The following is a 23,558-nucleotide window of genomic DNA, read 5'->3' as shown; positions in this document are numbered from 1 at the left end:
GCGTGCCGGTCATGCCCGTCGCGGTCGTCACCGACTCCACCGCCTACCTGCCCCCCGACCTGGTCCGCGCACGCGGACTCACAGTCGTCCCGCTCACAGTCGTCCTCAACGGCGCGGAAGGGCTGGAGGGCGTCGAGACCTCCCCGGCCGACGCCACCCGCGCGCTGAGCGGCCGGCGGGTCTCGGTGAGCACGTCCCGGCCCGCGCCCGAACAGTTCGCGCAGGTCTACCGCACGCTGCTCGCCGAGGGCGCCGACGGCGTGGTGTCGGTGCACCTGTCCGCCGAGCTGTCCGGCACCGTCGAGGCCGCCCGGCTCGCCGCCGCCGAGGTCGGCGACGACCGGGTCACCGTCGTGGACAGCCGATCCACAGGCATGGGCCTCGGCTTCCCGGCGCTCGCCGCCGCCGCGGCCGCGGCGCGGGGCGACGACCTGACCGGGGTACGCGACGCGGCGCTCGACGCGGTCGCCCGGACCACCATCTACTTCTACGTCGACACGCTGGAGTTCCTGCGCCGGGGCGGCCGGATCAACGCGGCCGAGGCACTGCTCGGTACCGCACTCTCGGTCAAGCCGATCATGCACATGCCGGACGGCGCGATCGTGGTCAAGGACAAGGTCCGTACCGCCGGCCGGGGCGTGGCACGCCTTGTCGACCTCGCCGTCGAGGCAGCCGGCGACGCCCAGGTGGACCTCGCCGTGCACCACCTCGCCGCGCCGCAACGGGCCGAGCAGTTGCTGGCGGCGCTGACCGAACGGCTGGGCGACCGCCTGCACGACACGTACGTCACCGAGGCCGGAGCCGTCGTCGCCGCCCACGCCGGACCCGGGTTGGCATGCGTGGTGGTGCACCGCCGCACGCCCTAGGGTGGCCGGATGAGCCCACTGTCGTACGTCGTCACCGGCGGCGGGCGCGGCGTCGGACGGGCGATCGTCGAACGGCTGGCCGCAGACGGCGGCACGGTGGTCGTGGTCGAGCGGGACACCAGCGCGCTGGACTGGCTGGCCCGCCATCCGCTCACCGACCGGCTGCACGCCGTGACCGGCGACGCCGGCGACGAGGCGGTCACCGGGCGGGCCGCCGACCGTGCCGAGGCGCACGCGCCGCTGGCCGGCTGGGTGAACAACGCCGCCGTCTTCCGCGACGCCGACCTGCACCGCGCGCCCGCAAGCGAGGTCGTCGACCTGATCGCGCTCAACCTGCGCCCCGCGGTGGCCGGGGCCGGCACCGCCGTACGCCGGTTCCTGGCCGCAGGCACCGGCGGCGCGATCGTCAACGTCTCCTCCCACCAGGCCCGCCGGGCCGTGCAGGGCGCCCTGCCGTACGCCACCGCCAAGGCCGCGCTGGAGGGGCTGACCCGGGCGCTCGCCGTCGACTACGGTCCGCGCGGGATCCGCGCCAACGCGGTCGCGCTCGGCTCGATCCACACCGAACGGCACGCCGCCTACCTGGCCGGACTCGACCCGGCCGGGGTGGAGCGCGTCGACTCGGAGATGGCCCGGCTGCACCCGCTCGGCCGGATCGGGCGTACCGACGAGGTCGCCGAGGTGGTCGCGTTCCTGCTCTCCGACCGCGCCTCGTTCGTCAACGGCGCGACGGTGCCGGTCGACGGTGGACGGGCCGCGCTCGGGCTGGACCCGGAGGCACGCTGAGCTTCGCCTCCCGGCCGCCTAGCACAGTCACGGCTTGATCGGGATCCTGTCCACAGTGCGCCCGCTGTCCACAGGTGAGAGTTCACCGGCCGACTGTTGACGAGCCGTCGCCGTAGCGTCCCGAGCCGTGCCAGACGACGAGGAGACGACGGTACGGCGGCGGCTCGCCCGGCTGTTCGGGTTCACGGATGCCGCCGCCGACCCGCCGATCCGCGCCGACCGCGTGGGCGAGTCCGGCCATCGCGCCGGAGAGGCCCAGCCCGGCCCGGATCTCGTCGAGCAGGGCGGCCGGGCGGCGCGGTCCTCCCGGCGGTCCGGACTTTCCCTGCCCGGGCCGGACCCCGAGCGTGGGGATGACGATGCCGGGCCGGTCCACGGCGGGTCCGGTGCGGGCCTCGGGGACGCCCGTGGAGGGACTGGGCCGGGTGCGCGAGGGCGGCTCGGCCGTGCGCCGGACGAGATCGCGCCGGGTTCCGGGCTGCGCCCCGGTTTCCCGGAGCGCTACGGCGGCCGGGAGCATCAGTTCCGCGCGGAGCCGGCCTCGGCCGGGCCGGACGCCGACGGGCTCCGCGAGGCCCCGGCAGCCGAGCGTGGCCTGGCGCCCCGGCTGCCCGGTCCCGGGGCGTTCGATCCCGGCCGCCGGGGCGTCCGCGCGCTCGCGGCGGTGGCCGCAGTGGTGGTCGTGGTGGCCGCCGTCTGGGCGTGGCGCGCGCGTCCCAGCGCCGAGCCCGTCCAGCCGGTCGCGGCGTCCTCCGAGGCGCCGGTGAGCACGGCGACCGAAGCGGCTCCCGGGGCGCCCGTGCCGGCGGGCTCACCCGGTCAGGTGGTCGTCGCGCTCGCCGGCAAGGTCCGGCGTCCCGGCCTGGTCCGCCTGCCGGCTGGCGCGCGGGTGGCCGACGCGATCGAGGCGGCGGGCGGCGCACTGCCGGGCGTCGACGTGGCGCTGCTCAACCCGGCCCGCAAGGTCACCGACGGGGAGCTGATCCTGGTCGGCGTCACCGCCCCACCCGGGCAGGCCGCGCCCGGTCCGGCGGCCGGTGGTGGTGCACCGGGCGGCTCGGCGGCACCGGCGGGCCCGGTCAACCTGAACACCGCCACGCTGGCCCAGCTCGACGCGCTGCCGGGCGTCGGCCCGGTGCTCGCCCAGCGGATCCTCGACCACCGGGACCGCAACGGCGGGTTCCGGTCCGTGTCCGACCTGCGGCAGGTCGACGGCATCGGCGACGCCCGGTACGAGCAGCTCAAGGAACTGGTGACGGTGTGACCGCCCGACGCGGGCCACGCCCCGCGGCTCTCGACGGTGACGCGGCCGGCCGCGATGTGCCCGACCTGCGGCTGGCCGGGCTGGCGGTGGCGGCGTGGCTCGCCGCGTTGGCCGGGCTGCACCTGAGTGTCCGGTCGAGCGTGTGGATGGCCGCCGTCGCCGCCGCGCTCGCCCTGCTCACCGGCCTGCACCTGGGCGGCGTGCTCGGCCGGCCGGGCGTGACGGCCCGCCGCTACGGCTGGATCGCGGTCGCCGTACTGCTCGGCGTCCTCTGCGGGGCGGCGGCCACCGGCGCGCGGGTCGCGGTCCGCGACGCCGCCCCGATCCGCGCGCTCGTCGCCGACAGTGCCCTGGTCACCGCCGAGTTGGTGCTGCGCGACGATCCTCGCCCGGTACGCGGCGCGCCCGGCCGGCAACCGATGCTGCTGGTCCGCGTGGATCTGGTCCGGCTCACCGGACCCGGCGGCGCCCGCGTCACCGGCCCGGTACGCGCCCTGGTGCTCGCCACCGACCCGGCCTGGCGTCCACTGCTTCCCGGGCAGCGGGTCACCAGCCGGGGGAGGCTGGCCGCCCCGCGCGGCGGTGACCTGACCGCCGCCGTGCTCTCCACCGCCGACCCGCCCACGCCGCGCGGCGACGCGTCGTGGCCGCAACGGGCGGCAGGCGTGCTTCGGGCCGGGCTGCAACGGGCCTGCGAGCCGCTGCCCGACGCGCCGGGCGGTCTGCTGCCGGGTCTGGTGGTGGGCGACACCAGCCGGCTGTTGCCGGAGGTGGAGGAGGACTTCCGGGCCACCGGGATGACGCATCTCAACGCGGTGTCCGGCTCCAACGTGGCGATCGTCGTCGGAGCGGTGCTGCTGCTGGCCCGCTGGGCGCGCGCCGGTCCGCGTACCGCCGCCGTGCTCTGCGTCCTCGCGCTCGTCGGGTTCGTCATCCTGGTGCGGCCCTCGCCGAGCGTGGTGCGTGCCGCCGCGATGGGCGCGATCGGGCTCGCCGCGCTCGCCGCCGGGCGGTCCCGGTCGGCGCTGCCGGCGCTCGCCGCCGCTGTCACCGGGCTGGTCCTGTACGACCCGGACCTCGCGGGCGATCCGGGTTTCGCGTTGTCGGTCTGTGCCACCGGGGGACTGCTGCTGCTCGCGCCGGGATGGCGGGACGCGTTGCGGCGCCGGGGCGTACCGGCCGGGTTCGCGGAGGCGCTCGCGGTGCCGGCCGCCGCGCAACTGGCCTGCGGCCCGGTGATCGCCGGTCTGTCCGCGACGGTGAGCCTGGTGGCGGTTCCGGCGAACCTGCTCGCGGTGCCGGCCGTCGCGCCGGCCACCGTGCTCGGCGTGCTGGCGGCGGTGCTGTCGCCGCTGTGGCCGGGCGGTGCGGAGTTCCTGGCCTGGCTGGCGAGCTGGCCGGCGCGCTGGCTGGTGGCGGTGGCCGCGTACGGGGCGGACCTGCCGGCCGGGAACCTGCCGTGGGCGGGCGGGGTGGCGGGGGCCCTGCTGCTGGCGGCGGTGAGCGTGGCGCTGCTGCTCGCCTGCCGGCGACGCCGGGCGCGGCGGCTGATCGCTGTCGTCGTGGTGGCGGTGGTGCTGGGCGCGGTGCCGATCCGGCTGCTCGCCTCGGGCTGGCCGCCGCGCGGCTGGGTGGTGGTGGCGTGCGCGGTGGGGCAGGGGGACGCGGTGGTGCTGCCGGTCGCCGCGGGCCGGGCCGTGGTGGTCGACGCCGGCCCGGAGCCGTCCGGCGTGGACGCCTGCCTGCGCCGTCTTCGCGTACGCGAGGTGCCGTTGCTGGTGGTCAGCCACTTCCACGTCGACCACGTCGGCGGCGTGGCCGGGGTGTTCCGGGGCCGGCGGGTGGGCGCGGTGGTGGGCCCGTCCTGGTCCGAGCCACCCTTCGGTGCCGCCCGGGTACGCGAGGCGGCCCGCGGGGCCGGTGCGCCGCTGGCCCCGGTGCAGGCGGGCTGGCGGTGGTCGGCGGGCGCGGTGGACCTGGTCGCGGTGGGGCCGCCGTACCCGCTGCGGGGCAGCCGGTCGGACCCGAACAACAACTCGCTGGTGCTGGCCGCCACCGTGGGCGGGGTACGGATCCTGCTCACCGGTGACGCCGAGACGGAGGAGCAGCGGGCGATGCTGGAGACCACACCGGCCGCCGCGATCCGGGCCGACGTGCTGAAGGTCGCCCATCCGGTTCTTCCGCTAGCATACATGGCGTGACGCCGATTGCACATGCCCCCACACCCCAATCTGGACCCCCAGGCCGACCACGGGCAAGACCGAGGTCGACCACCCCCCTCGACGACTTCGAGTGGATCATCTACGTCCGCATCAGCGACGACCGCGAAGGCGCCGGGCTCGGCGTCAAGCGCCAGGAAGACGACGGGCGGGCGCTCCACAAGCGAGCCGGCCTCGGCGGCCGGATCCTCTGCGTCCTCACCGACAATGATCTGACCGCGTACGACAAGTCAGGCCGGTACAAGCCGCGCCCCGACTACGAGCAGCTGTGCGCCCTGCTCCAGGAGCGACCCGGCCGGCGCGGCGTCATCGCCTGGCACACCGACCGCCTCCACCGGACGCCGCGCGAGCTCGAAGACTTCATCGACCTGATCGAGGCGACCGGCGCCCCAGTCCAGACGGTCAAGGCCGGCGTCATCGACCTGTCCACCGCCTCCGGCCGGATGACCGCCCGCGTGCACTGCGCTGTCGCCCGACACGAGTCCGAGCACAAGAGCGAGCGGATCCGCCGCAAGGTGGAAGAGCTGGCCGAAGCGGGCAGCATCTACGGCGGCGGACCCAGGCCGTACGGCTACAACCGCATCTACGACAGCGACGGCCCGCGGCGGAAGATCCTGCGCGACGAGATCAACCCCTCCGAGGCTGCGATCATCCGCGAGTTGGCCCGCCGGGCGCTCGCCGGCGACACCCTCCGGACCCTGGTTCGGTGGCTCAACCGTGAAGGAATCACCACCAGCACCGGCCGCCAGTGGTCCCAGCAAGGACTCCGCACGATGCTCACCTCGGGCCGGATCGCCGGGCTGCGCGAGCACCGCAGGCAGGTGGTCGCCAAGGCCGTCTGGGATCCCATCATCACCGTCGAGCAGCACGAGCAGCTCCGGGTGATGCTCGGCGAGAACCAGCGCCCACCGGGATCCCGGGTGCGGATCCACTACCTGTCGGGGTTCGTCTACTGCTCCAACTGCGTGGGCAAGGGCGTGAAGATGCGCGTCGCCCCGCAGCACGGGAAGCTGAAGTACAAGTGCCTCGCTGACATCGGCGGCTGCAACGGCAGGGTCATCGGCCTGGCCGACCTCGAGGAGCTGATCGGCCGGCTGATGGTCGCGAAGATGTCCGACCCGAAGACCCTCCGGGAACTCGCCGCCCGGGAAGCCGACGCCACCACCGCGACCGCAGGGTTGGTGGAGCAGATCGAGGCCGACGAGCGGCGCCTGGTGGTGTTGAAGAGCGCGCTAGACGACGGAGACGAGGACGACCTGCCGGAGGTTGTCGGGTCGATCCGGGAGATCCGGCAGCGTCTGCGCGGCGCCCGCGCCGAGTTCGGCCGGCTCGCCAGCGTGCCGAAGGCGGGCCAGGATGACCTGCCTGAGCTGGCGAGCAGGTGGCCCGATCTCGACCTGGATCAGAAGCAGCGTCTCCTGCGCCTGTTCGTGAGCCAGATCATTATCCATCCTGCCGTCAGAGGGCTGGCCCGGTTCGACCCGGGTCGGGTTGAGGTGGTCCCGGCAGGGCGGGCGCGTGCACAGGAGCACGGCGCATGAGGGCCGGCGCGGGCGGGCGGGGTCGGCTGAGTGGCGACCCGGGGAAGCCGGGGGTTCTCGCAGGTCAAGACCCCATGACTGTGGTCATGCGCAGGGTTGATCTACACACCGTCACCGAACTGTCGGCGGTTCCGAAAAGGCCCCGCGTATCAGGGGTGAGACATCGCGAAGGGCGGAAGCAGGAAATAGCGACAGTGGCCAATTCAATGCTGATACAGCGGCGGACCTACCCCGTTGGGTTGATCACGAATTCTTGTAACTCTCCGTATATGTTGCTCAGTGCGGCTCAGTGCGGCTCAGTGGGCCTCAGTGGTGCTCCGGACTGCTCCGGACTGCTCCGGACTGCCAGTGACTGCCAACGACTGCGACCACCCCAGGCGTTCCCCGGCGCACGGTTTCCCCTTGTTGCACGCGTGCAACACCGCACAGCGTTCGATACTTCGGCGTTGCTCGATGGCGCCAGTGGACGCCAGTGGACTCCAGTGGAATCGCAACCGGGAACAACGGGGAGCAACGGGGGAGTGTTCGTTCGAGAAATACGCTCTGTCACGGGTGGCGGCTGGACCACACACCCTCAAGCGGGTAGCGTGACACGCAACCGGACGGACTCACACGAGTCCCGTACGTAGCACCATCCGTTTCCAGACGGCGCAAAAAGCGATGGGGCCGAGCGCGAAGCCCGACCCCATCACCGGATTCAATCACCGCCTTGGCGGCAATCGGGCTGCCGGTGTTCCAGCACCGACGGCCAACTGCAACCGTAACGGGTTGCAGGAGTGGCATCAAGAACTACCCCCTCGGGGTCGCGAGATGTCACACGCTGCCGCCAAGGCCCCATCGAAGGGGGCCGTAATGGCTGCTCACAGCAAGGAGAGGCGGGTCGACGCGCTACGGCGCGCCCGCGACGCGCAGCGCGCGAAGCTCACCCGCGAGGTCGACCCCGACGGCGTTCTCGCCGCCACCGACCCGGCCGAACTCAACCGCCGGGTCGCCGCCCGCGTCAGCGCCTGGTACGCCGACCTGGCCCGGGCCAGCCACGCCGCCAGGCGGCGCAACCGCATCCAGCGCGAAGCCCTCGCCGCCGCCGAGATCGCCGCAGCCGCGGTCCTCAAGGCGTACGCCGAAACGGGTGCCGCGTGACCCGGGACGAGCGCATCGACGCTTGGGTCGCCAAGACGCTCAACACCCTGCCCAGGACCACCGACGAGCAGCGCGCCGCTGTCGTCCGCATCCTGGCCGCCCCGAAGCGGGCCATCACCACCGGCAAGGCCGCGCCGCGCACCACCGTGCGCCAGGCCGCCTGAGCCAGCCCAAGAACGCCATCACCCCGGTGGCGGTGGGCGCCAGACCGGGGTGATTTATCCAAGCGGGTGAATCCATGCTAGCCGAGCACCGTCAGACCACCAACCCCCACGCCGTCACCAAGCCCAACGACGACCCCGGGGCCCAGTACATCGCCTTCACCAACCCGGACAGCACCACCGTCGACACCCAGCAGGTGATCGGGTGGAGCGACCCCGGCGAGGGCTGGACCGGCTCCGCCCCCGTCCTCTCCACCCCCGACGGACCCCAGGCGCTGCCCTACCGCCCCGACCGGCAGTACGCCTGGGGCGCCACCGCCGACGACGCCACCCGGAACCTCCGGTGGCTCGCCCACGGCACGCCCGGCGTCACCGTCCACGACGCCGTCGAGGTGCTCTACGCGCACCGCCACACCCTGCCGGCCGACATCCTCCGCTCGCTCCAGTCCATCTACCTGTGCGCGTCCGCCGCCAACTACGGCCAGCCGTACGAGCAGGGGTGGCTCGACGAGGGCGAGTACCTCCAGGACTACGGCGACCACACCGTCGCCGGCTGCGAGGCCGAAGACGGCCAGGTGCGCGACACCGGCGAAGCCATCTACGTCCCCACCGGCAACCCCGAGCCGGTCGACCACGAGACCGGGGCCAACCGGTGACCGCCCCGCTGACCCTGCGCCCCTACCAGCGCGAAGCCGTCGAGGCCGTCCGCGACCACTGGGCCCGCGGCATCCGCCGACAGCTCATCGTCCTGCCCACCGGCGCCGGAAAGACCGTCGTGTTCTCCCACCTCATCCGCCGCCGCGCCCAGGCCGGACGGGCGCTCGTCATCGCGCACCGCGACGAACTGATCCGGCAGGCCGTCGAGAAGATCCAGCTCGTCGCCCCCGACCTCCGCGTCGGCGTCGTCCAGGCCAACCGCAACGAGCACGAAGACGCCCAGGTGATCGTCGCGTCCATCCAGACGCTGTCCCGGGAACACCGGATCGCGCCGCTCGTCGGCACCATCGCCACGATCATCGTGGACGAGGCGCACCACGCCGCCGCCCGCACCTACCTCGACGCCCTTCGGACCCTCGGATCGTTCGACCCCGACGGCCCGCTCACCGTCGGAGTCACCGCCACCGCCGGCCGCGCCGACGGCGTCGCCCTCGGATCCGCGTGGCAGGAGATCGTCTACCAGCGCGGCATCCTCCAGATGATCGTCGACGGGCACCTCGTCGACGTGCGCGGCATGGAGGTCACCACCGACCTGGACTACGGCACCGTGTCCACGAGCCGCGGCGACTTCACCGACGGCAGCCTCGGCCAGGCCATGGAGGACAGCCACGCCATCGAGGCCTCCGCCATCGCGTACCAGAAGTACGCCGCCGACCGGTCCGGGGTGGCGTTCACCCCCACCATCGCCACCGCCGAAAGCCTCGCCGGGCACCTCAACCAGCGCGGCATCACCGCCGAGCACCTGTCCGGGCTCACCCCCCGCGACGAACGCGCCGCGATCCTCGGCCGGCTCCACACCGGGGAGACGCAGGTCGTCACCAACGCGCAGGTGTTGACCGAAGGGTTCGACGAGCCCCGCGTCGGGTGCGTCCTCGTCGCCCGGCCCACCACCAGCGCCACCCTGTTCATCCAGATGGTCGGCCGCGGGCTCCGGCTCTACCCGGGCAAGAAGGACTGCCTCGCGCTCACCCTCGCCGGACCGCCCGGATCCGGGCTGGCCACCATCGCCACCCTCGCCGGCAAGCAGGACGGGCCGAAGGTCGAACCGAAGCCGGGGGAGTCCCTCGCCGAGGCGGCCGTCCGGCTCGACGCCGAAGACGCCGAACGCCGCCAGCTCGTCGGCAGCGCCGTCCGCGGAAAGGCCGTCGCCATGTTCGGCCGATCCGGCCTGTCCTGGGTTCCCGTCGACGACTCGTTCGTCCTGTCCTGCGGCGACGCGGCGCTCATCGTCCGGCCCGCCGGGGAACCCGACCGGTGGCGCGCCATCAACGTGCCCCGCGCCGGAGCCCCGGCCATCCTCGGCGACAAGCTGACGCTGGAGTACGCGCAGGGCGTCGCCGAGGAGTTCGCCCGAGGCACCCGCGCCAAGCTCGCCCGCGCCGACGCGCCGTGGCGGGCCCGGCCGGTCAGCGCCGCGCAGCGCCGCCTGCTCGACTCCCTGCGCCTCGGTCCCGCCGCCACCTCCGGCGAAGCGTCCGACCTCATCGCCGCGCACCACGCCCGCCGGGCGCTGGCCCGCATCACCAGGAACGGGGTGGCCGCGTGACCGCGACCATGAGCGAGCCAAGCACCGATCTGGCGACCGCCGCCGACATCACGGAGGCAGCCCGCCGCTGGCACACCGCCGGCTTCTGCGTCCTGCCCGCCAAGGCCGACGGCACCAAGCGGCCCGACGTCCCCAGCTGGACCCGATACCAGCACGAGCAGCCCAGCACCCAGCAGATGCGCGCATGGTTCGACGGCACCGGCCGCACCGGCCTCGGCGTCGTCACCGGCTCGATCTCAGGCGGCCTGGAGATGTTCGAGCTGGAGGGGCGCGCCATCGCCGACGGCGCCCGCGACCGCCTGGTCCCCGCCCTCAAGGCCGCAGGGGTCATCGAGGTGTGGCGACACCTCACCCGGAGCGGATACGCCGAGTGGAGCCCCAGCGGCGGCCTGCACATCCTCTACCGCATCACCGACCATCCCGTGCCCGGCAACAAGAAGGTGGCCGAGCGGCCCGCGCGACCCGACGAACTCACCGATCAGGAACGCAACGTCCTACGGCGCAAGCCGAACAAGGTGTTCACCCGGGTGCTGGCCGAGACGCGCGGCGAGGGCGGCTTCGTCGTGGTCGCCCCCAGCCACGGCACCACCCACGAAACCGGCAAGCCCTGGTCGTTCTCCGGCGACTCCACCCCCGGCCTGGTCCCCACCATCACCTGGGAGCAGCGGGTCGCCCTGTTCGCCGCCATCCACGCCGCCCTCGACGAGATGCCCGAGCCGGAGCCCATCCAGTCACGCGACCCACGGCCGCGCGACGACAGCGACGGCGAGCGCCCGGGCGACGCCTGGGCCCGGCAGACGCCATGGGACGACATCCTCACCCCCCACGGCTGGCAGCTCGTGCACCGCCAGGGCGACATGGACTTCTGGCGGCGCCCCGGCAAGCGCATCGGCTGGTCCGCGCGCACCGGCGGCACCCACGACGGCCTGTACGTCTGGTCGACCAGCACCGAGTTCCCGACCGAGGTCAGCATCACCAAGTTCCGGGCGTTCGCCATCCTCAACCACGGCGGCGACGATCGGTCCGCTGCCTCCGACCTGCGGCGCGCCGGATACGGCGACCGCACCCGCCCGGCGCCCACGTCGGTGCCGGCCCCGGCGGCGGTGGTCGCCGAGCCGGAGCCCGATGTGGCCGAACCGGCCGCCGGGCCGACCGAGCCGGCCGGGCCAGGCGGACCGCCCTGGCCCACCCTCGGCCAGGACGCCATGCTCGGGCTCGCCGGCGACTTCGTCCGGCTCTACGACCCGCACACCGAAGCCGACCCCGCCGCGGTGCTGCACGCGTTCCTCGCCACCGTCGGCTGCCGGTTCGGGTACGGCTACTGGATCGCCGGCGGCAACACCCGCCACGCCCCCAAGGTGTGGCCCGTCATCACCGGCGAGACCGCCACCGGCGCCAAGGGCACCGCGATCGCGGTGGTCAAGTCGTTCTGGCGGGAGTTCGACAGCCACTTCATGCTGATGAACACCGCCACCGGCCTGTCCACCGGCGAAGGCCTCATCCGCGCCGTCCGGGACGCCAACGGCGACGACCCCAGCGCGCCCGGCTTCGACGAAGGCGTCCACGACAAGCGGCTCTGGGTCGACGCGCCCGAGTTCGCCAGCGTGCTGGAGAAGTCCCGCCGCGAAGGCAACAGCCTCTCCGGCACTCTACGAGAGGCGTACGACGCTGGCGTCCTCCAGTCCATGACGTCCGGGTCGCCGCTGAAGGCCACCAACACGCACATCGTCATCACCCCGCAGGTCACCCCCGCCGAACTGGTCGCCAAGCTCACCGCCACCGACGTCGCCAACGGGCTCGCGAACCGGTTCATGATCGTGGCGTCCCGGATGAGCAAGGTGCTGCCGGAAGGCTCAGCACCCGACCCGGACGCCCTCCATGCCTTCGGCGACCGCCTGAACCAGGTCGCCACCGGGCTGTTCAAGGCCTGCCGCGACCAGGCCGAGTTGACCCGCACCCCCGCCGCCCGCGACCTGTGGACCGCCGAGTACCACCGGCGGTTCGAGGAGCGGCGCAAGCAGTCCGAGTCGCCGGTCAAGTCGCTGCTCGCCCGGTGGCACGCCAACAGCGCCCGCCTGTCCGTCATCTACGCGCTGCTCGACGGGTGCCTGAAGGTCGACGAGGTGCACGTGCGCGCCGCCCTGGCCGCCTGGGACTACGTAGAGGACTCCACCCGGTACGTGTTCGGATCCGAGGCCGGCGACCGGGACCTGGGCCGACTGATGGAGTACGTCAACGAGTCCGCCGGGCGCAGCCGCACCGACATCTCCGTCGACCTCTTCGCGCGGCACAAGACCAAGGCCGAGCTCGACCTGCTGCTGGAGAAGCTGCTGGCGCGCGGCGGCTACGGGGTCAAGAAGGTGCCCGGACCCAACGGCGGGCGCCCGGCGACCCGGTACGTCCGGCTGGCCGGGAGTTAGTTCGCAGGTTCTTTCGCAGTTAGTTCGCAACCGGCGAGGAGGTGAGGGCATGGCGGTTGACCTGCGAAAACAGCCCTCCAGGTGGGGTTAGTTCGCTTAATTCGCTTAGTTCGCTAGGGACAGGCGAAGGAAGGACGGGAGAGAGGGGAGGGGGAGAGGGCTCTATAACGTAGGAAGATTATATAGATGACGTTATATACCTCCTGTTCAGAGCCCTTATAGACACCCCTCCTCCCTCCTGGCTACCAACGCCCCCAACCCGAGCCCTGCGAAAAAAGCGAACTTGCGAACTAACCCCCCGGCTGATCTACGAAAGCCCAGCCCAGAGCCCACATCCAGGCCACACCGGCCACTGCGAACTAACTGCGAAAGAACCTGCGAACTAACTCGGAGGCCCTGATGCCCACCCCGACCCCCAGCCCCGCCGGCGCCGTCGGCCGCACCGTCCGGTGCCGCTACATGCGCCGCAACGACGAGCTGTGCACCGCCGAAGCGGTCGACCCCACCGGGGACGTCCTGCTCTGCACCAAGCACCTCGCCCGCGCCTTGGCCCTGATCAAGTCCGCCACCCGGAGCGCCCGATGACGTCCGTCCTGGCTCTCGTCGCGCTGCTCGCCACCGTCTGCTTCTTCGCCTGGCTGGACCGGCGACCCAAGGTAGACCCCGATCAGGTCGAGAAGCTGAGCCTGCTCTTCACCGAGATCACCGCGCTGAGGCGCGACCTCGACCGGATCCGGCGGGACAGCAAGCCGGGCCAAGGCTCACGTCCCGATTCAACGCTCACGAACGATAACCCTCCTTCCCGTTCGTGACACACGAGATCAACCAGGAGGTGATCCGACCCATGACCGATCTGACCCCCACACACCCCACAGCCGGCGCGGTCGCCACCCGCGACGACTACCTCTCCGACAACGCGTGGCGCCGCATCGAGAAGTCCGTCCCCGACTCCACCCGCCGCGCCTACCAGGGCGACCTCCGCCGGTACGTCGAGTGGTGCACCACGCAGCAACGCACCGCCGTCCCCGCCTCCGAGCGCACCATCGCGGACTACGCCTCACACCTGGCCGACCTCCGCCGCGCCCCGTCCACCATCGACCGCGCCATGGCCGCCATCGGCAAGGCACACGAACTCGCCGGCCAACCCAAGCCGGTAAGAACCCTGCTCGACAAGGTGCTCCGCGGTTACCGGCAGGAATACGCCGAGCGCGGCGGCAAAACCCGCAAGGCCCCCGCCGTCAGCGTCACCGCCCTGCGCGCCATGGTCGCCACCCTCAACCCCGACACCCTCGGCGGCATCCGGAACCGCGCGATCCTCGTCGTCGGCTTCGCCCTCGGCGCCCGCCGCTCCGAACTCGCCGCCCTCAACATCGAGGACATCACCCCCCACGAGGAAGGCGTCCAGGTGCTCATCCGCAAGTCCAAGACCGACCAGGACGCCCACGGCCGCCCCGTCGCCCTGCCCTACGGCTCCAACGTGCCCACCTGCCCCGTACGCGCCCTCCGCGACTGGACGACCACCCTCGCCGCCGGCGGACGCACCACCGGCCCCCTGTTCGTCCGCATCGACAAGCACGGGGTGCTCGGCCGGTCGCCCGACGGCCGAGGCGGCGACGACGGGCGCATTGCCGACGCGACCGTCGCCAGAGTAGTCCGCCACGCCGCCACCGCCGCCGGCCTCGACGCCGCCGACGCCTTCTCCGGGCACAGCCTGCGCCGCGGATTCGCCACCGCCGCGTACGCCGCCCCCGACGCCGACGTGCTGCGCATCGCCCGCCACGGCGGATGGAAAGACGGCAGCGCCACGCTGCTCGGCTACATCGAGGAAGTCGACCGGTGGCGGAAGAACCCGCTCGCCGGCATCGGCCTGTAAGCGCACAACACGAACCAGGGAGTAGACGATGACCACCACCAGCCAGGCGTTCGACATCGCCCAGCTCGCCGAAGAACTGGCCGACGCGCGCCAGCACATCGAACCCGTCCACTCCCGCGACCGGCACCGCAACAAGACGATGCGCTCGGTGTGGGTCACCACCCAGCCCGGCCTGCTCGACCAGCTCGCCGACGCCGCCGAGAGCAGCACCGGCCAGCCCGGCGACAGCGGCGGCGGCCGGCCAACCCCCGGCAGCCGGCCACCCGGCCAGTGGGAAGCGCTCAGCACCCACACCACGATCTGCGTCGAGGTGTTCGCCTGGGTCATCGACCTGGAACTCCCGCAGGCCGACACCGTCACCGCGAACGTGCGCGCGCTCGCCAACCACGCCTCCACGCTGGACGACGACACCGCCGCCGAGCTGCTCGGCCAGATGCGCCGCTGGCGGCACATCGCGGCCGTCATGACCGGCTGGTCGACACCGATGTGGGCGCCGAGCATCGCGTGCCCCGTCCAGGACTGCGGGCGCACCACCAGCCTGCGGATCCACACCGAGCGCCGCCTGGCGTACTGCACCGCCTGCCAGGCCCGCTGGGACGACAGCGACGGCTCGTACGTCGCGCTCGCCGCGTACATCCAGGCCGTCGCCGAACCCGCAGCGCATCGCCCGAACCGGATCCGCTCCGGACGGCAGGGGTACGGCGGATGGCTGACGGATCGGCCGATCGGGTAGACGGCGCGTCGCAGCTTGCAGAATGTCCGAAGTTAACGCATGATCGCTGTGGACGAGTACGTCTACAGCCCGGTTGAGCGCCCTTGACGCTTCCGGGCTGTAGACGTCTCTAACCAGGGTCCGGCGGCCCCGCTCGTCTACCTGCCGCCAAGACGCCCCTCAGCGGTCCGCTTAAGGGTGTCAGGGAGGTACGGGTAGTACTCGTTCGTGTCCCCGAGCCAGTGCTGGGTCTCCTCATCTTGGAAGCGAGGACGTGCCTCCTCGTACCACGGCACCTGCAGCCGGCGGAACAGATCAACGAACTTGTCGAGGTCGCCGACCCGGTTGGTGTCGGGCACGCCCCGCACCGGACCCATGCTCAGCCAGCTGAGCATCAGCGCGACCCCCGTGTCCCCGAGGAAGTTGCTCAGCTCAACACTCTCTTGGTATCCGGCTCGGCTGCCCGGATCGCAACTCCGGCCGTCGGTGGACTTGTGCACGATCAAGAAGTCCGTGAACTTGCCGTCTTCGCGGCGCCACATCACGAGCGACATGTCGGGGTCGGTGATGAGATCGGGGCACCGGTCGCACTGCCAAGACTTCAGAGGTGTGGTGGTCATGTCGCTCCAGAGCGTGGGATTGGGTACCGCAGGCGACCATACTCAAGGCCGAGCGGGTGCGTTCACCGCCCACACGCCGACACCCCCGGGGTGCGTCTCGGGTCGGGACATCTGGGCGCGGGGAAAGCGGACAAGCCATCGCGGCGGGAAGCCGGCCCGCACCACGCCCGTCAGCGCTCGGCGAGGTACCGCTCCACCGAGGACACCGATCGCTGCGACTGCTGGGTCCACTGGTCCAACTCGTCCTTCACGGTCCGGCCATTGACCGCCGCCACCACAGACAGCAGAGCAGCCAGCGCGTCGCTGGCGAACTGGCCCTCCGGCAACCGGATGTCCACGGCCACGCTCGGGCCCTCCCCGTCCGGGCTGATGCGGACGTCCAGAAGACCGCACCCGGTCACCATCTGGATCAGCTCCCCGATCTGAGTCTCGGAGCGGATTAGGTCGATGCGGATCCCGCCCTGGTAAATCGTCGCGCGCATGCAATGGCCCTCTCGACAGTGGCCAGCCCACTGCTGGCCCATTGCTACCGGTCAACCTAGCTGCCGCTGCGGCGCATTCCCCGGTCCAGCGTGTTGCGTCGCGCGAGCGCTCAGTGTCCACCAGGAGCACAACCATGCCCCGCAGCAGACACCGAGTAGGCCACGCCTACCGCATCGCCAGGCAGCAGATGTTCGCCCTCTACGGCGACCGCTGCCACATCTGCGGCCACCGCGGGGCACGGCAGGCAGACCACCTCACACCCATCAGCGTGGACCCCGGCCAGCCCATCGACCCGCACACCATGCGCCCAGCCCACGGAGCAGGCGACCCCAAGCGCGGACTGGACAACCCCTGCCCTCGCTGCGGCCGACGCTGCAACCAAGAGCGCGGCGCACGACGCACCTCGCAGGTGTTCAAGCCCGCGCTGCGGTGGTGAAACCGCAGGTCACAGGGGTAGGGGGGTCGGAATCGCTCGGCCGCCCAGGCAGGGAGACCCCGCGCTACGTCTCCCTTTTCTCCCCCCGGACTGATCTTGGAGGCGGCTTGTGGCGCTTTCGAACGCTGAGCGGCAGCGCCGGTACCGCGAGCGGAGGCGTGCTGAGCAGGGCGGCGGCGCTCAGGGCGTTACGTCGTCCGTCACGGAGCGCGTTACGGGTAACGCCGTAACACCGGACGGTTCGCAGCTCGGTCCGCGTGGCCGGCTGCTCTGGGATCAACTCACCGGCACGGCGCCGCCGCTGAAGCCGGCTGAGCGGGTGCTCGCCGAGGAGGCGTGCCGGACCGCCGACCGCCTGGACGTGCTGGATCGGATCCTGCGGGGCGATGAGGACGTGTGGATGCGGTTCCGGTCGCTGAACGATGACGGCTCAGTGGTGTCGGTGGTGGTCAACAACGTGCTGTCGGAGGCGCGGCAGCAGCAGGTGGCGTTGAAGGCGCTGCTGGCGGAGTTGCGGACGTCGCAGGCGGGCGGGCCGGCTAAGCCGGTCGGCGGGAAACAGCCGGCGTCGGCCGGGACGGGAGGCGGAGGTGTCGCAGGCGTCGCTGACATCGCCGCTCGGATTGCCGCTCGGCGCGCTCAAGCCGCGGGTTGAGACCCACCCCGACTACGCGTTCAGCTACGGCGAGGAGGCCGCCGAGCTGATGGCTCGGGCCGGCCGGCCGCTGGACCCGTGGCAGGTCGACGCGGTGACGCTGATGCTCGCGGTCCGGGACGACGCCAAGTGGGCGTGTTTCGAGTACTGCGAGTGGGTCTGTAGACAGCAGGGGAAGGGCGCGATCCTCGAAGCGCGGGCGCTGACGGGGTTCTTGCTGCTCGGCGAAGAGCTGATCATGTGGTCGGCGCACGAGTACAAGACCGCGATGGAGGCGTTCCGGCGGGTCAAGGGCATCATCCGGGCGCTGGGCACGCAGGTCGACGCGGCGGGGAACCTGTTCGACGTTGACGGCATCCTCATCAAGGTCAACAACACGAACGGTGAAGAGGCGTTCGAGCGGCTCGACACCGGCGCGCGCATCAAGTTCATCGCCCGCAGCAAGGGGTCCGGCCGGGGCTTCTCCGGCGATGTGAACATCATCGACGAGGCGTTCGCGTACACCCCGGAGCAGCACAGCGCGCTGCTCTACACGGTCAGCTCGCGGCCCAACCCGCAGTTCATCTACACGTCGTCGCCGCCGTTGACGGGCGACACCGGCGACATCATGTTCGCCCTGCGGCAGCGCGGTGACCAGACGGCGCCGCGGGTGGCCGAGGACGGCCCGTGGGAGCAGGATCCGTCGCTGGGCTATCGGGACTGGGGTCTGGCCGGCGACTTGGATCATCTGGATGACCTGGACCTTGATGACATGGCGTTGGCTGCCGCGTCGAATCCGGCGCTGGGCATCCGCCGGTCGAACGGGTCGGGGCTGACGCATGAGACGGTTGCCCGCGAGCGGCGGGCAACGAAGGGCGACCCGGCCGGCTACGCCCGGGAGCGTCTGGGGATCTGGCCTCGGCGGGCTACCGGCAAGTCTGGTGTCATCGCTGACGAGGTGTGGCGCAGACAGCGTGACCCGAGATGCGACGACCCGGCGTCGGTGGTGCGTCCCCGCGATGTGGTGTTCGTGGTGCAGGTCAACGCGAACCGCTCGCACACGACGATCGCTGCGGTGGGTGCCCGGGCTGACGGGACGCTGCTGGCGTCGATCGTGGATCACCGGTCGGGTACCCGGTGGGCGCCGGGCCGGTTGGCGGACCTGAAGCGGCGCCACAACCCGCTGTTCGTGGTGGCGCAGGACAAGGGCCCGACGGGCTCGCTGCTGCCGGAGCTGGCGGATCTGGGGATCGTGCCGGCGGCGGATCGGGAGAAGCCGCGCCGCGGTGACCTGGTGGTGCCGTGGGCGGCGGACGTGGCGATGGCGTACGGGCTGTTCCTGGACGCTGTCGTCGATGAGGGCCGGCTGTTCCACCTCGATGAGGGGCCGCTGAACGTGGCCCTGGGGGTGTGCGGCACGCGACCCCTGGCGGGCGGCACGGCGTGGGACTACACCGATCCGGCGGCGGGTCCGCTGCTGGCGGTGACGTTGGGGACGTGGGCGGTGCTGGCGGTGAAGCCGCAGAAGCGCCGGTCGGCGTATGAGGACGACAACGCAGAGCTGATGGTCGTGTGACCAGGTGAAGGGGGCGGGTGTGTTGACTGTTCGTCGCCGGACCGTCGTCGTGAACCTGGTCGACGGGCGGACCAGCATCACCGGTGCGCGGCGGCTGTCGTGGCCGTGGCAGGTGCGTCTGTCGGACGCACAACTGCACTCAGGGCCCAGTGAGCCGACGCGGATCGACGGCGTGGTGTTGATTCCGCGCCGCCGGATCGACTTCATGCAGGTGGTGGGCTGATGGCGTTCGTGGTGTCGGCCGGCCAACTCCGCGCTTTGGAGCCGCCGGCCGCGCAGACTTCGATGTGGCCTGCCTACGCCTCCCAGCTCGGCGGCCACCAGTCGATGACGTACGCGGCGATCTACCGGACGCAGCCGGCGGTCCGGACCGTCGTCGGATTCCTGGCCCGCAACCTGGCCCAGCTCGGTCTGCACGCCTACCGGCGGTTGGACGACGACGACCGGCAGCGGCTGACCGACCATCCGATCGCCGCGCTGCTGCGGGTGCCGAACCCGACGACCACCACGTTCCGGCTGATCCGGGCGCTGGTGTCGGACCTGGCGATCTTCGATGACGCCTATTGGGTGATGCTGCGCGGCGAGTCGACTGAGAGCGGCGAGCCTGGCCCGCCGATCGGTCTGCGCCGGCTGCCGCCGTGGCGGGTGGAGGCCCGGGGCGCGGACTGGACGGACGCCGAGTCGTACCGGCTGCACGGCTCGCACGGCTACCTGGACTTGGATGCGGCGAGCGTCGTGCACTTCCGCGGCTACAACCCGGACGATTCCAGGGTCGGGTGCTCGCCGATCGAGACGCTGCGTCAGGTGCTCGCCGAGGAGTACGCGGCGGCCCGCTGGCGGGAGCAGATGTGGTCGAACGGTGCCCGGGTGACCGGGTATCTGCGGCGGCCTGCGGACGCGCCGGAGTGGTCGGAGCGGGCACGCGATCGGTTCCGGGAAAGCTGGCAGGCGCAGTACACCGGCGACGGCCCGCGGGCCGGTGGGACGCCGATCCTTGAAGACGGCATGGAGTTCATGCCGGCGGGCATCTCACCGCAGCAGGCGCAGTACGTGGAGTCGCGCAAGCTGACCCGGGAAGAGGTTGCCGCCGCGTACCACATCCCGCAGCCGTTCGTGGGAATCCTTGAGCACGCGACGTTCTCCAACATCCGCGAGCAGCACAAGAACCTGTACCAGGACACGCTGGGCCCGTGGTGCGCGGAGATCGAGCAGGAGATCGGTTTGCAGTTGCTGCCGTTCCTGCCGGACAGCGGCCAGGTGTACGTCGAGTTCAACATTCGCGAGAAGCTCCAGGGATCGTTCGACGAGGAAGCCGCCATGTTGCAGGCCGCCGTCGGCGGCCCGTTCATGTCCCGCGCTGAGGCGCGGTCGCGGATGAACCTGCCACGTATCGACGGGGCGGACGAGCTGATCGTGCCGCTGAACGTGGCGATCGGGGCCCCGCAGCCAACCGACGACCCGGGCGATCAGCCCGCGCTACCGGCCGGCACCGCCGGCACCGACACCACCACCGGGGAGGAACCCGATGCGGACTAAGGCGTTCCCGGCCTACGTGAAGGCGGCCGGTGAGCAGGACGGTCTGGAGGCCGGCCAGTTCGAGGCGATCGTGTCCGTGTTCGGCAACGTCGACCACGGCGGTGACGTGGTGCTGCCGGGCGCGTTCTCCCGCTCCCTGTCGGAGTGGAAGGCGGCCGGCGACCCCATCCCCGTGATCTGGTCGCACCAGATCGGCGACCCGGACTCGCACATCGGTGTCGTCCTCGAAGCGGAGGAACTCCTGGCCGGCGACGACCGGCTGCCGGAGAAGCTGCGCGACAACGGCGGCCTGTGGGTGCGCGGCCAGCTCGACCTGGACGAGCCGCGCGCGGCGAAGGTCCACCGGCTGCTGAAGGGCCGCCGGGTGAAGCAGTTCAGCTTCAGCTACGACATCCGCGACGGTGCGCTCGGTGAGCGTGACGGCCGCGACGTGTACGAGCTGCGGGATCTCGACCTGTACGAGGTCGGTCCCACCCTGCTCGGCATGAACGCCTCGACCGATCTAATCGGGGCGAAGGCCGGCACCTGCCCCACCTGCGGGCAGCACGACAGCACCAAGGCCAAGCCAGCCCCGGCCGCCGACGACACCGAGCCCACGCCTGCCGAGCAGGCCCCGGCGACGCCCGTCGAGCCCACCCTGAGCCCCGCCTCCGTTCTGCTGTCGCTCCAGGTCGACGCGCTCGCGTACGGCCTCGACTGACGATCACGGAGGAAACACAGACCATGAGCACCGCACTGATGGAGAAGCTCCGCAAGGAGCTGGCCGACGCGCTGACCCCGGCGCGGGACATCGCCGCGAAGGCGGAGGCGGAGAAGCGTGACCTCACCGACGAGGAGCGCACCCGCGTGACCGACGCGGTGAAGACCGCGAACGGCATCAAGGCCCGCATCGACCAGGCGAAGGCCGACAACGACCTCACCAAGCAGCTCGGCGACCTGGGCGAGGGCATCACCTTCGAGCCCGGCTCCAAGAGCCACAACCAGCCGATCGACGGCCTGTGGACCCCCCGCAAGGGCGAGACCCTGGGTCAGGCGTTCGTCAAGTCGGACGCCTACCGGGGCATGATGAAGCAGGCCAACAACGGCCGCTTCGGGGACCGCCAGCGCGTCCAGTCGGACCCGTTCGGCGCGAAGGCCCTCGTCACCGGTGTGTCCGACACGAGCGCGGGCGCGCTGGTCGTCAACGACAACATCGGCTTGCAGGTCGGCCTGGACGCGTTCCGGCGGCCGCTGAGCCTCGTCGACATCATCACCAACGGCAACACCACCAGCGACGCGATCGAGTACGTGCGGGTCACGTCGATCACGAACAACGCCGCGCCGGTGCCGGAGGCGACCAGCTCGGCGGCGCCGACCGCTCCGGGCGGGGCGGGCGCGCTGGTCAACAACACGGGTGGCGGGTACAAGCCGGAGTCCGGTCTGGCCCTGCAGAAGGTGACCACCGCGGTCAAGACGATCGCGCACTGGCTGCCGGCGACGAAGCGGGCCATCGCCGACGCCGGGCAGGTCCGCACGCTGATCGACGAGTTCCTGCGCTACGGCCTGGCCGAGGAGCTGGAAGACCAGATCATGAACGGTGACGGCACCGGCGAGAACTTCGAGGGCCTGAACACCGTGTCGGGCACGCAGACGCAGGCGTACGACACCGACATCCTCACCACGCTGCGGAAGGCCAAGACGAAGGTCCGCACGGTGGGCCGGTCGCGGGCGACCGCGTACGTGATGAACCCGGCGGACTGGGAGCGGGTCGACCTGCTCCAGGACAACGAGAACCGCTACTACTTCGGTGGGCCGGCCCGGGAGGGCCAGCCGACCGTGTGGGGTCTGCCGGTCGTGGAGTGCGAGGCGGTCGCCGAGGGCGCCCCGTGGGTCGGTGACTGGCGCAAGGCGGTGCGGTGGAGCCGGGAGCAGGCGAACATCAGCATCACCGACTCGCACGCGGACTTCTTCATCCGCAACCTGGTCGCGATCCTCGGTGAGCAGCGCGACGCGTTCGGTGTGCTCCAGCCGAACGCCTTCGTCGAGATCGACATGACCCCCTGATCGGAGGCTGTGACATGGCGTACCTGAACCCCGACGAGGGGGCGAAGCGGGCCGGTAAGCGGGCCGCCGCGGTCGCTGACGCTGCGGCGCTGACTTCGGTGGTGGCGGCGGGTGCGAACCCGACGAAGGCCGAGTACGACGCGCTGCGTGCCGACGTGTCGGCGCTGCGAACCAAGCTGAACGCCGCGCTGGCCGCGCTGCGTACCGCTGGCGTCATCGCGCCCTGATGCTCATTCGTTCGTCCGGTGCCGGCTGTCCTGTCTGCGGGGCGGCGCACGTCTCGTGCGGGCCGGCCGGCACCGGCACACCCATCGACATCCCCGCGAGGAGGGATCGCACCGTGGGATCTGCTCGGAAGTACCACGTGACCCACAACGGTTACCCAACGATCATGAAGCTCAGCGACGCCGACGTGAAGCTGTACCCGGACGCCAAGCTGGTCGACGAGTCGCCGGCCGAGTCGCCGGCCGAGACCGGCAGCAAGGCGAGCACGCCCGCGAACAAGGGCCGCACGGCGGCCAACAAGTCCAAGGGGTCCTGATGGCGAACGGCTACTTCACGCCGTTCACGGAAGGAATCCTGGACGGGTCGATCGACCTGGACACCGCCACCGTCAAGGTCGCCTTGGTGCGCGGCTACACGTTCACGGCCACCCACCGCCACGTCTCGGACGTCACCGGCGCGGGCGGCACCATCAACGGCACGTCGGCGGCCCTCACCGGCAAGACGGTGACGGGCGGTGTGTTCGACGCCGACGACACCACGATCTCGGCGACGGCGTCCGCGAGCAACCATGGGCTGCTGCTGTTCCAGTCGTCCGCCGCGGCCGGCGGCGCCGACGTCGCGGCCACGAGCCAGCGGGTGATCGCCTGGTACGACACCGGGACGGGCCTGCCGATCCAGCCGGGCACCGGCACGGTGACGATCACCTGGCCCGCGACGAACCCGAAGATCCTGAAGGTCGGCTGACCGGACCCGGGAGGGC

The 23,558-nt window shown here is 71.7% G+C and carries 24 protein-coding genes and 1 pseudogene; 23 read left to right on the top strand and 2 right to left on the bottom strand.

What is annotated here, in order from left to right; genetic code table 11:
• Window positions 1–11 precede the first annotated feature (11 nt).
• The 14 genes and pseudogenes from NMK34_RS24060 to NMK34_RS23995 all read left to right on the top strand — a co-directional run bounded on the left by NMK34_RS24060 (window position 12) and on the right by NMK34_RS23995 (window position 15,266).
• Window positions 12–866, top strand: a complete 855-nt coding sequence (locus NMK34_RS24060) for a DegV family protein (RefSeq protein WP_318335329.1) — start codon at window positions 12–14, stop codon at window positions 864–866.
• 9 nt (window positions 867–875) lie between these two features.
• Window positions 876–1,652, top strand: a complete 777-nt coding sequence (locus tag NMK34_RS24055; RefSeq protein ID WP_318335328.1) for an SDR family NAD(P)-dependent oxidoreductase — start codon at window positions 876–878, stop codon at window positions 1,650–1,652.
• A gap of 478 nt (window positions 1,653–2,130) precedes the next feature.
• On the top strand, window positions 2,131–2,916 hold the full coding sequence (locus NMK34_RS24050; RefSeq protein ID WP_412098966.1) for a helix-hairpin-helix domain-containing protein: 786 nt from the start codon (window positions 2,131–2,133) through the stop codon (window positions 2,914–2,916).
• A pseudogene (locus tag NMK34_RS24045) lies at window positions 2,913–5,087 on the top strand (ComEC/Rec2 family competence protein); the annotation flags it as partial. The gene NMK34_RS24050 and the pseudogene NMK34_RS24045, both read left to right, overlap by 4 nt.
• Window positions 5,088–5,113: 26 nt before the next feature.
• Window positions 5,114–6,676 carry a recombinase family protein gene (locus NMK34_RS24040; protein ID WP_318335327.1) on the top strand — a complete coding sequence of 521 codons (1,563 nt, stop codon included), beginning with the start codon at window positions 5,114–5,116 and terminating at the stop codon, window positions 6,674–6,676.
• Between the two features lie 852 nt (window positions 6,677–7,528).
• The gene (locus tag NMK34_RS24035) at window positions 7,529–7,816 is read left to right on the top strand and encodes a hypothetical protein (RefSeq protein ID WP_318335326.1); all 288 of its coding nucleotides are present in this window, start codon (window positions 7,529–7,531) and stop codon (window positions 7,814–7,816) included.
• Window positions 7,813–7,980, top strand: coding sequence for a hypothetical protein (locus tag NMK34_RS24030; RefSeq protein ID WP_318335325.1), 168 nt, complete (start codon window positions 7,813–7,815; stop codon window positions 7,978–7,980). Before NMK34_RS24035 ends, NMK34_RS24030 begins: the two co-directional genes overlap by 4 nt.
• A gap of 74 nt (window positions 7,981–8,054) precedes the next feature.
• Entirely contained in the window at window positions 8,055–8,633 is a 579-nt protein-coding gene (locus tag NMK34_RS24025; RefSeq protein ID WP_318335324.1) for a hypothetical protein, read from the top strand.
• Window positions 8,630–10,240: a DEAD/DEAH box helicase gene (locus NMK34_RS24020; RefSeq protein WP_318335323.1), complete on the top strand. Its 1,611-nt coding sequence runs from the start codon at window positions 8,630–8,632 to the stop codon at window positions 10,238–10,240. Before NMK34_RS24025 ends, NMK34_RS24020 begins: the two co-directional genes overlap by 4 nt.
• An 8-nt stretch (window positions 10,241–10,248) precedes the next feature.
• Window positions 10,249–12,660, top strand: a complete 2,412-nt coding sequence (locus tag NMK34_RS24015) for a bifunctional DNA primase/polymerase (RefSeq protein ID WP_318335322.1) — start codon at window positions 10,249–10,251, stop codon at window positions 12,658–12,660.
• A gap of 399 nt (window positions 12,661–13,059) precedes the next feature.
• Entirely contained in the window at window positions 13,060–13,245 is a 186-nt protein-coding gene (locus NMK34_RS24010) for a hypothetical protein (protein ID WP_318335321.1), read from the top strand.
• Window positions 13,242–13,472: a hypothetical protein gene (locus NMK34_RS24005; protein WP_318335320.1), complete on the top strand. Its 231-nt coding sequence runs from the start codon at window positions 13,242–13,244 to the stop codon at window positions 13,470–13,472. Before NMK34_RS24010 ends, NMK34_RS24005 begins: the two co-directional genes overlap by 4 nt.
• 32 nt (window positions 13,473–13,504) lie before the next feature.
• A complete protein-coding gene (locus NMK34_RS24000; RefSeq protein ID WP_318335319.1) occupies window positions 13,505–14,533 on the top strand; it encodes a tyrosine-type recombinase/integrase in 1,029 nt (342 codons plus the stop codon).
• Window positions 14,534–14,561: 28 nt separating this feature from the next.
• Window positions 14,562–15,266, top strand: coding sequence for a hypothetical protein (locus NMK34_RS23995; RefSeq protein ID WP_318335318.1), 705 nt, complete (start codon window positions 14,562–14,564; stop codon window positions 15,264–15,266).
• 137 nt (window positions 15,267–15,403) lie between these two features.
• Here the strand turns inward: NMK34_RS23995 and NMK34_RS23990 are convergent, their stop codons facing one another.
• On the bottom strand, window positions 15,404–15,865 hold the full coding sequence (locus NMK34_RS23990; RefSeq protein WP_318335317.1) for a hypothetical protein: 462 nt from the start codon (window positions 15,863–15,865) through the stop codon (window positions 15,404–15,406).
• 170 nt (window positions 15,866–16,035) lie between these two features.
• A complete protein-coding gene (locus NMK34_RS23985) occupies window positions 16,036–16,347 on the bottom strand; it encodes a hypothetical protein (protein WP_318335316.1) in 312 nt (103 codons plus the stop codon).
• A 546-nt stretch (window positions 16,348–16,893) separates the two neighbouring features.
• Here NMK34_RS23985 and NMK34_RS23980 point away from each other — a divergent pair.
• From NMK34_RS23980 to NMK34_RS23940, 9 genes are all read left to right on the top strand, one after another.
• Entirely contained in the window at window positions 16,894–17,439 is a 546-nt protein-coding gene (locus NMK34_RS23980; protein WP_318335315.1) for a hypothetical protein, read from the top strand.
• Window positions 17,375–18,994, top strand: coding sequence for a hypothetical protein (locus NMK34_RS23975; RefSeq protein WP_318335314.1), 1,620 nt, complete (start codon window positions 17,375–17,377; stop codon window positions 18,992–18,994). Before NMK34_RS23980 ends, NMK34_RS23975 begins: the two co-directional genes overlap by 65 nt.
• 49 nt (window positions 18,995–19,043) lie before the next feature.
• The gene (locus NMK34_RS23970) at window positions 19,044–19,217 is read left to right on the top strand and encodes a hypothetical protein (RefSeq protein ID WP_318335313.1); all 174 of its coding nucleotides are present in this window, start codon (window positions 19,044–19,046) and stop codon (window positions 19,215–19,217) included.
• On the top strand, window positions 19,217–20,530 hold the full coding sequence (locus NMK34_RS23965; RefSeq protein ID WP_318335312.1) for a phage portal protein: 1,314 nt from the start codon (window positions 19,217–19,219) through the stop codon (window positions 20,528–20,530). The genes NMK34_RS23970 and NMK34_RS23965 overlap by 1 nt, the downstream gene beginning before the upstream one ends.
• Complete coding sequence (locus NMK34_RS23960) at window positions 20,520–21,230, top strand: HK97 family phage prohead protease (protein ID WP_318335311.1); 711 nt, start codon at window positions 20,520–20,522, stop codon at window positions 21,228–21,230. Before NMK34_RS23965 ends, NMK34_RS23960 begins: the two co-directional genes overlap by 11 nt.
• Window positions 21,231–21,253: 23 nt before the next feature.
• The gene (locus NMK34_RS23955; protein ID WP_318335310.1) at window positions 21,254–22,573 is read left to right on the top strand and encodes a phage major capsid protein; all 1,320 of its coding nucleotides are present in this window, start codon (window positions 21,254–21,256) and stop codon (window positions 22,571–22,573) included.
• A 14-nt stretch (window positions 22,574–22,587) separates the two neighbouring features.
• The gene (locus NMK34_RS23950) at window positions 22,588–22,800 is read left to right on the top strand and encodes a hypothetical protein (RefSeq protein ID WP_318335309.1); all 213 of its coding nucleotides are present in this window, start codon (window positions 22,588–22,590) and stop codon (window positions 22,798–22,800) included.
• Window positions 22,801–22,964: 164 nt separating this feature from the next.
• On the top strand, window positions 22,965–23,114 hold the full coding sequence (locus NMK34_RS23945) for a hypothetical protein (protein ID WP_318335308.1): 150 nt from the start codon (window positions 22,965–22,967) through the stop codon (window positions 23,112–23,114).
• On the top strand, window positions 23,114–23,542 hold the full coding sequence (locus tag NMK34_RS23940; protein WP_318335307.1) for a hypothetical protein: 429 nt from the start codon (window positions 23,114–23,116) through the stop codon (window positions 23,540–23,542). The genes NMK34_RS23945 and NMK34_RS23940 overlap by 1 nt, the downstream gene beginning before the upstream one ends.
• Window positions 23,543–23,558 lie beyond the last annotated feature (16 nt).

Origin of the sequence: Micromonospora sp. BRA006-A (genome assembly GCF_033433935.1) — a bacterium.
Classification (GTDB): Bacteria; Actinomycetota; Actinomycetes; order Mycobacteriales; family Micromonosporaceae; genus Micromonospora; species Micromonospora aurantiaca.
The sequence above is the reverse complement of the archived record's forward strand: the minus strand, read 5'-3'. Positions and strand labels throughout refer to the sequence as shown.

Bases quoted from the DNA above. Each gene is read 5' to 3' on its own strand.
- NMK34_RS24060 (WP_318335329.1), top strand. From the start codon at position 12: ATGCCCGTCGCGGTCGTCACCGACTCCACCGCCTACCTGCCCCCCGAC.
- NMK34_RS24055 (WP_318335328.1), top strand. From the start codon at position 876: ATGAGCCCACTGTCGTACGTCGTCACCGGCGGCGGGCGCGGCGTCGGA.
- NMK34_RS24035 (WP_318335326.1), top strand. From the start codon at position 7,529: ATGGCTGCTCACAGCAAGGAGAGGCGGGTCGACGCGCTACGGCGCGCC.
- NMK34_RS24025 (WP_318335324.1), top strand. From the start codon at position 8,055: ATGCTAGCCGAGCACCGTCAGACCACCAACCCCCACGCCGTCACCAAG.
- NMK34_RS24015 (WP_318335322.1), top strand. From the start codon at position 10,249: ATGAGCGAGCCAAGCACCGATCTGGCGACCGCCGCCGACATCACGGAG.
- NMK34_RS24010 (WP_318335321.1), top strand. From the start codon at position 13,060: ATGCCCACCCCGACCCCCAGCCCCGCCGGCGCCGTCGGCCGCACCGTC.
- NMK34_RS24005 (WP_318335320.1), top strand. From the start codon at position 13,242: ATGACGTCCGTCCTGGCTCTCGTCGCGCTGCTCGCCACCGTCTGCTTC.
- NMK34_RS24000 (WP_318335319.1), top strand. From the start codon at position 13,505: ATGACCGATCTGACCCCCACACACCCCACAGCCGGCGCGGTCGCCACC.
- NMK34_RS23995 (WP_318335318.1), top strand. From the start codon at position 14,562: ATGACCACCACCAGCCAGGCGTTCGACATCGCCCAGCTCGCCGAAGAA.
- NMK34_RS23990 (WP_318335317.1), bottom strand. From the start codon at position 15,865: ATGACCACCACACCTCTGAAGTCTTGGCAGTGCGACCGGTGCCCCGAT.
- NMK34_RS23985 (WP_318335316.1), bottom strand. From the start codon at position 16,347: ATGCGCGCGACGATTTACCAGGGCGGGATCCGCATCGACCTAATCCGC.
- NMK34_RS23965 (WP_318335312.1), top strand. From the start codon at position 19,217: ATGGCGTTCGTGGTGTCGGCCGGCCAACTCCGCGCTTTGGAGCCGCCG.
- NMK34_RS23960 (WP_318335311.1), top strand. From the start codon at position 20,520: ATGCGGACTAAGGCGTTCCCGGCCTACGTGAAGGCGGCCGGTGAGCAG.
- NMK34_RS23955 (WP_318335310.1), top strand. From the start codon at position 21,254: ATGAGCACCGCACTGATGGAGAAGCTCCGCAAGGAGCTGGCCGACGCG.
- NMK34_RS23950 (WP_318335309.1), top strand. From the start codon at position 22,588: ATGGCGTACCTGAACCCCGACGAGGGGGCGAAGCGGGCCGGTAAGCGG.
- NMK34_RS23945 (WP_318335308.1), top strand. From the start codon at position 22,965: ATGAAGCTCAGCGACGCCGACGTGAAGCTGTACCCGGACGCCAAGCTG.
- NMK34_RS23940 (WP_318335307.1), top strand. From the start codon at position 23,114: ATGGCGAACGGCTACTTCACGCCGTTCACGGAAGGAATCCTGGACGGG.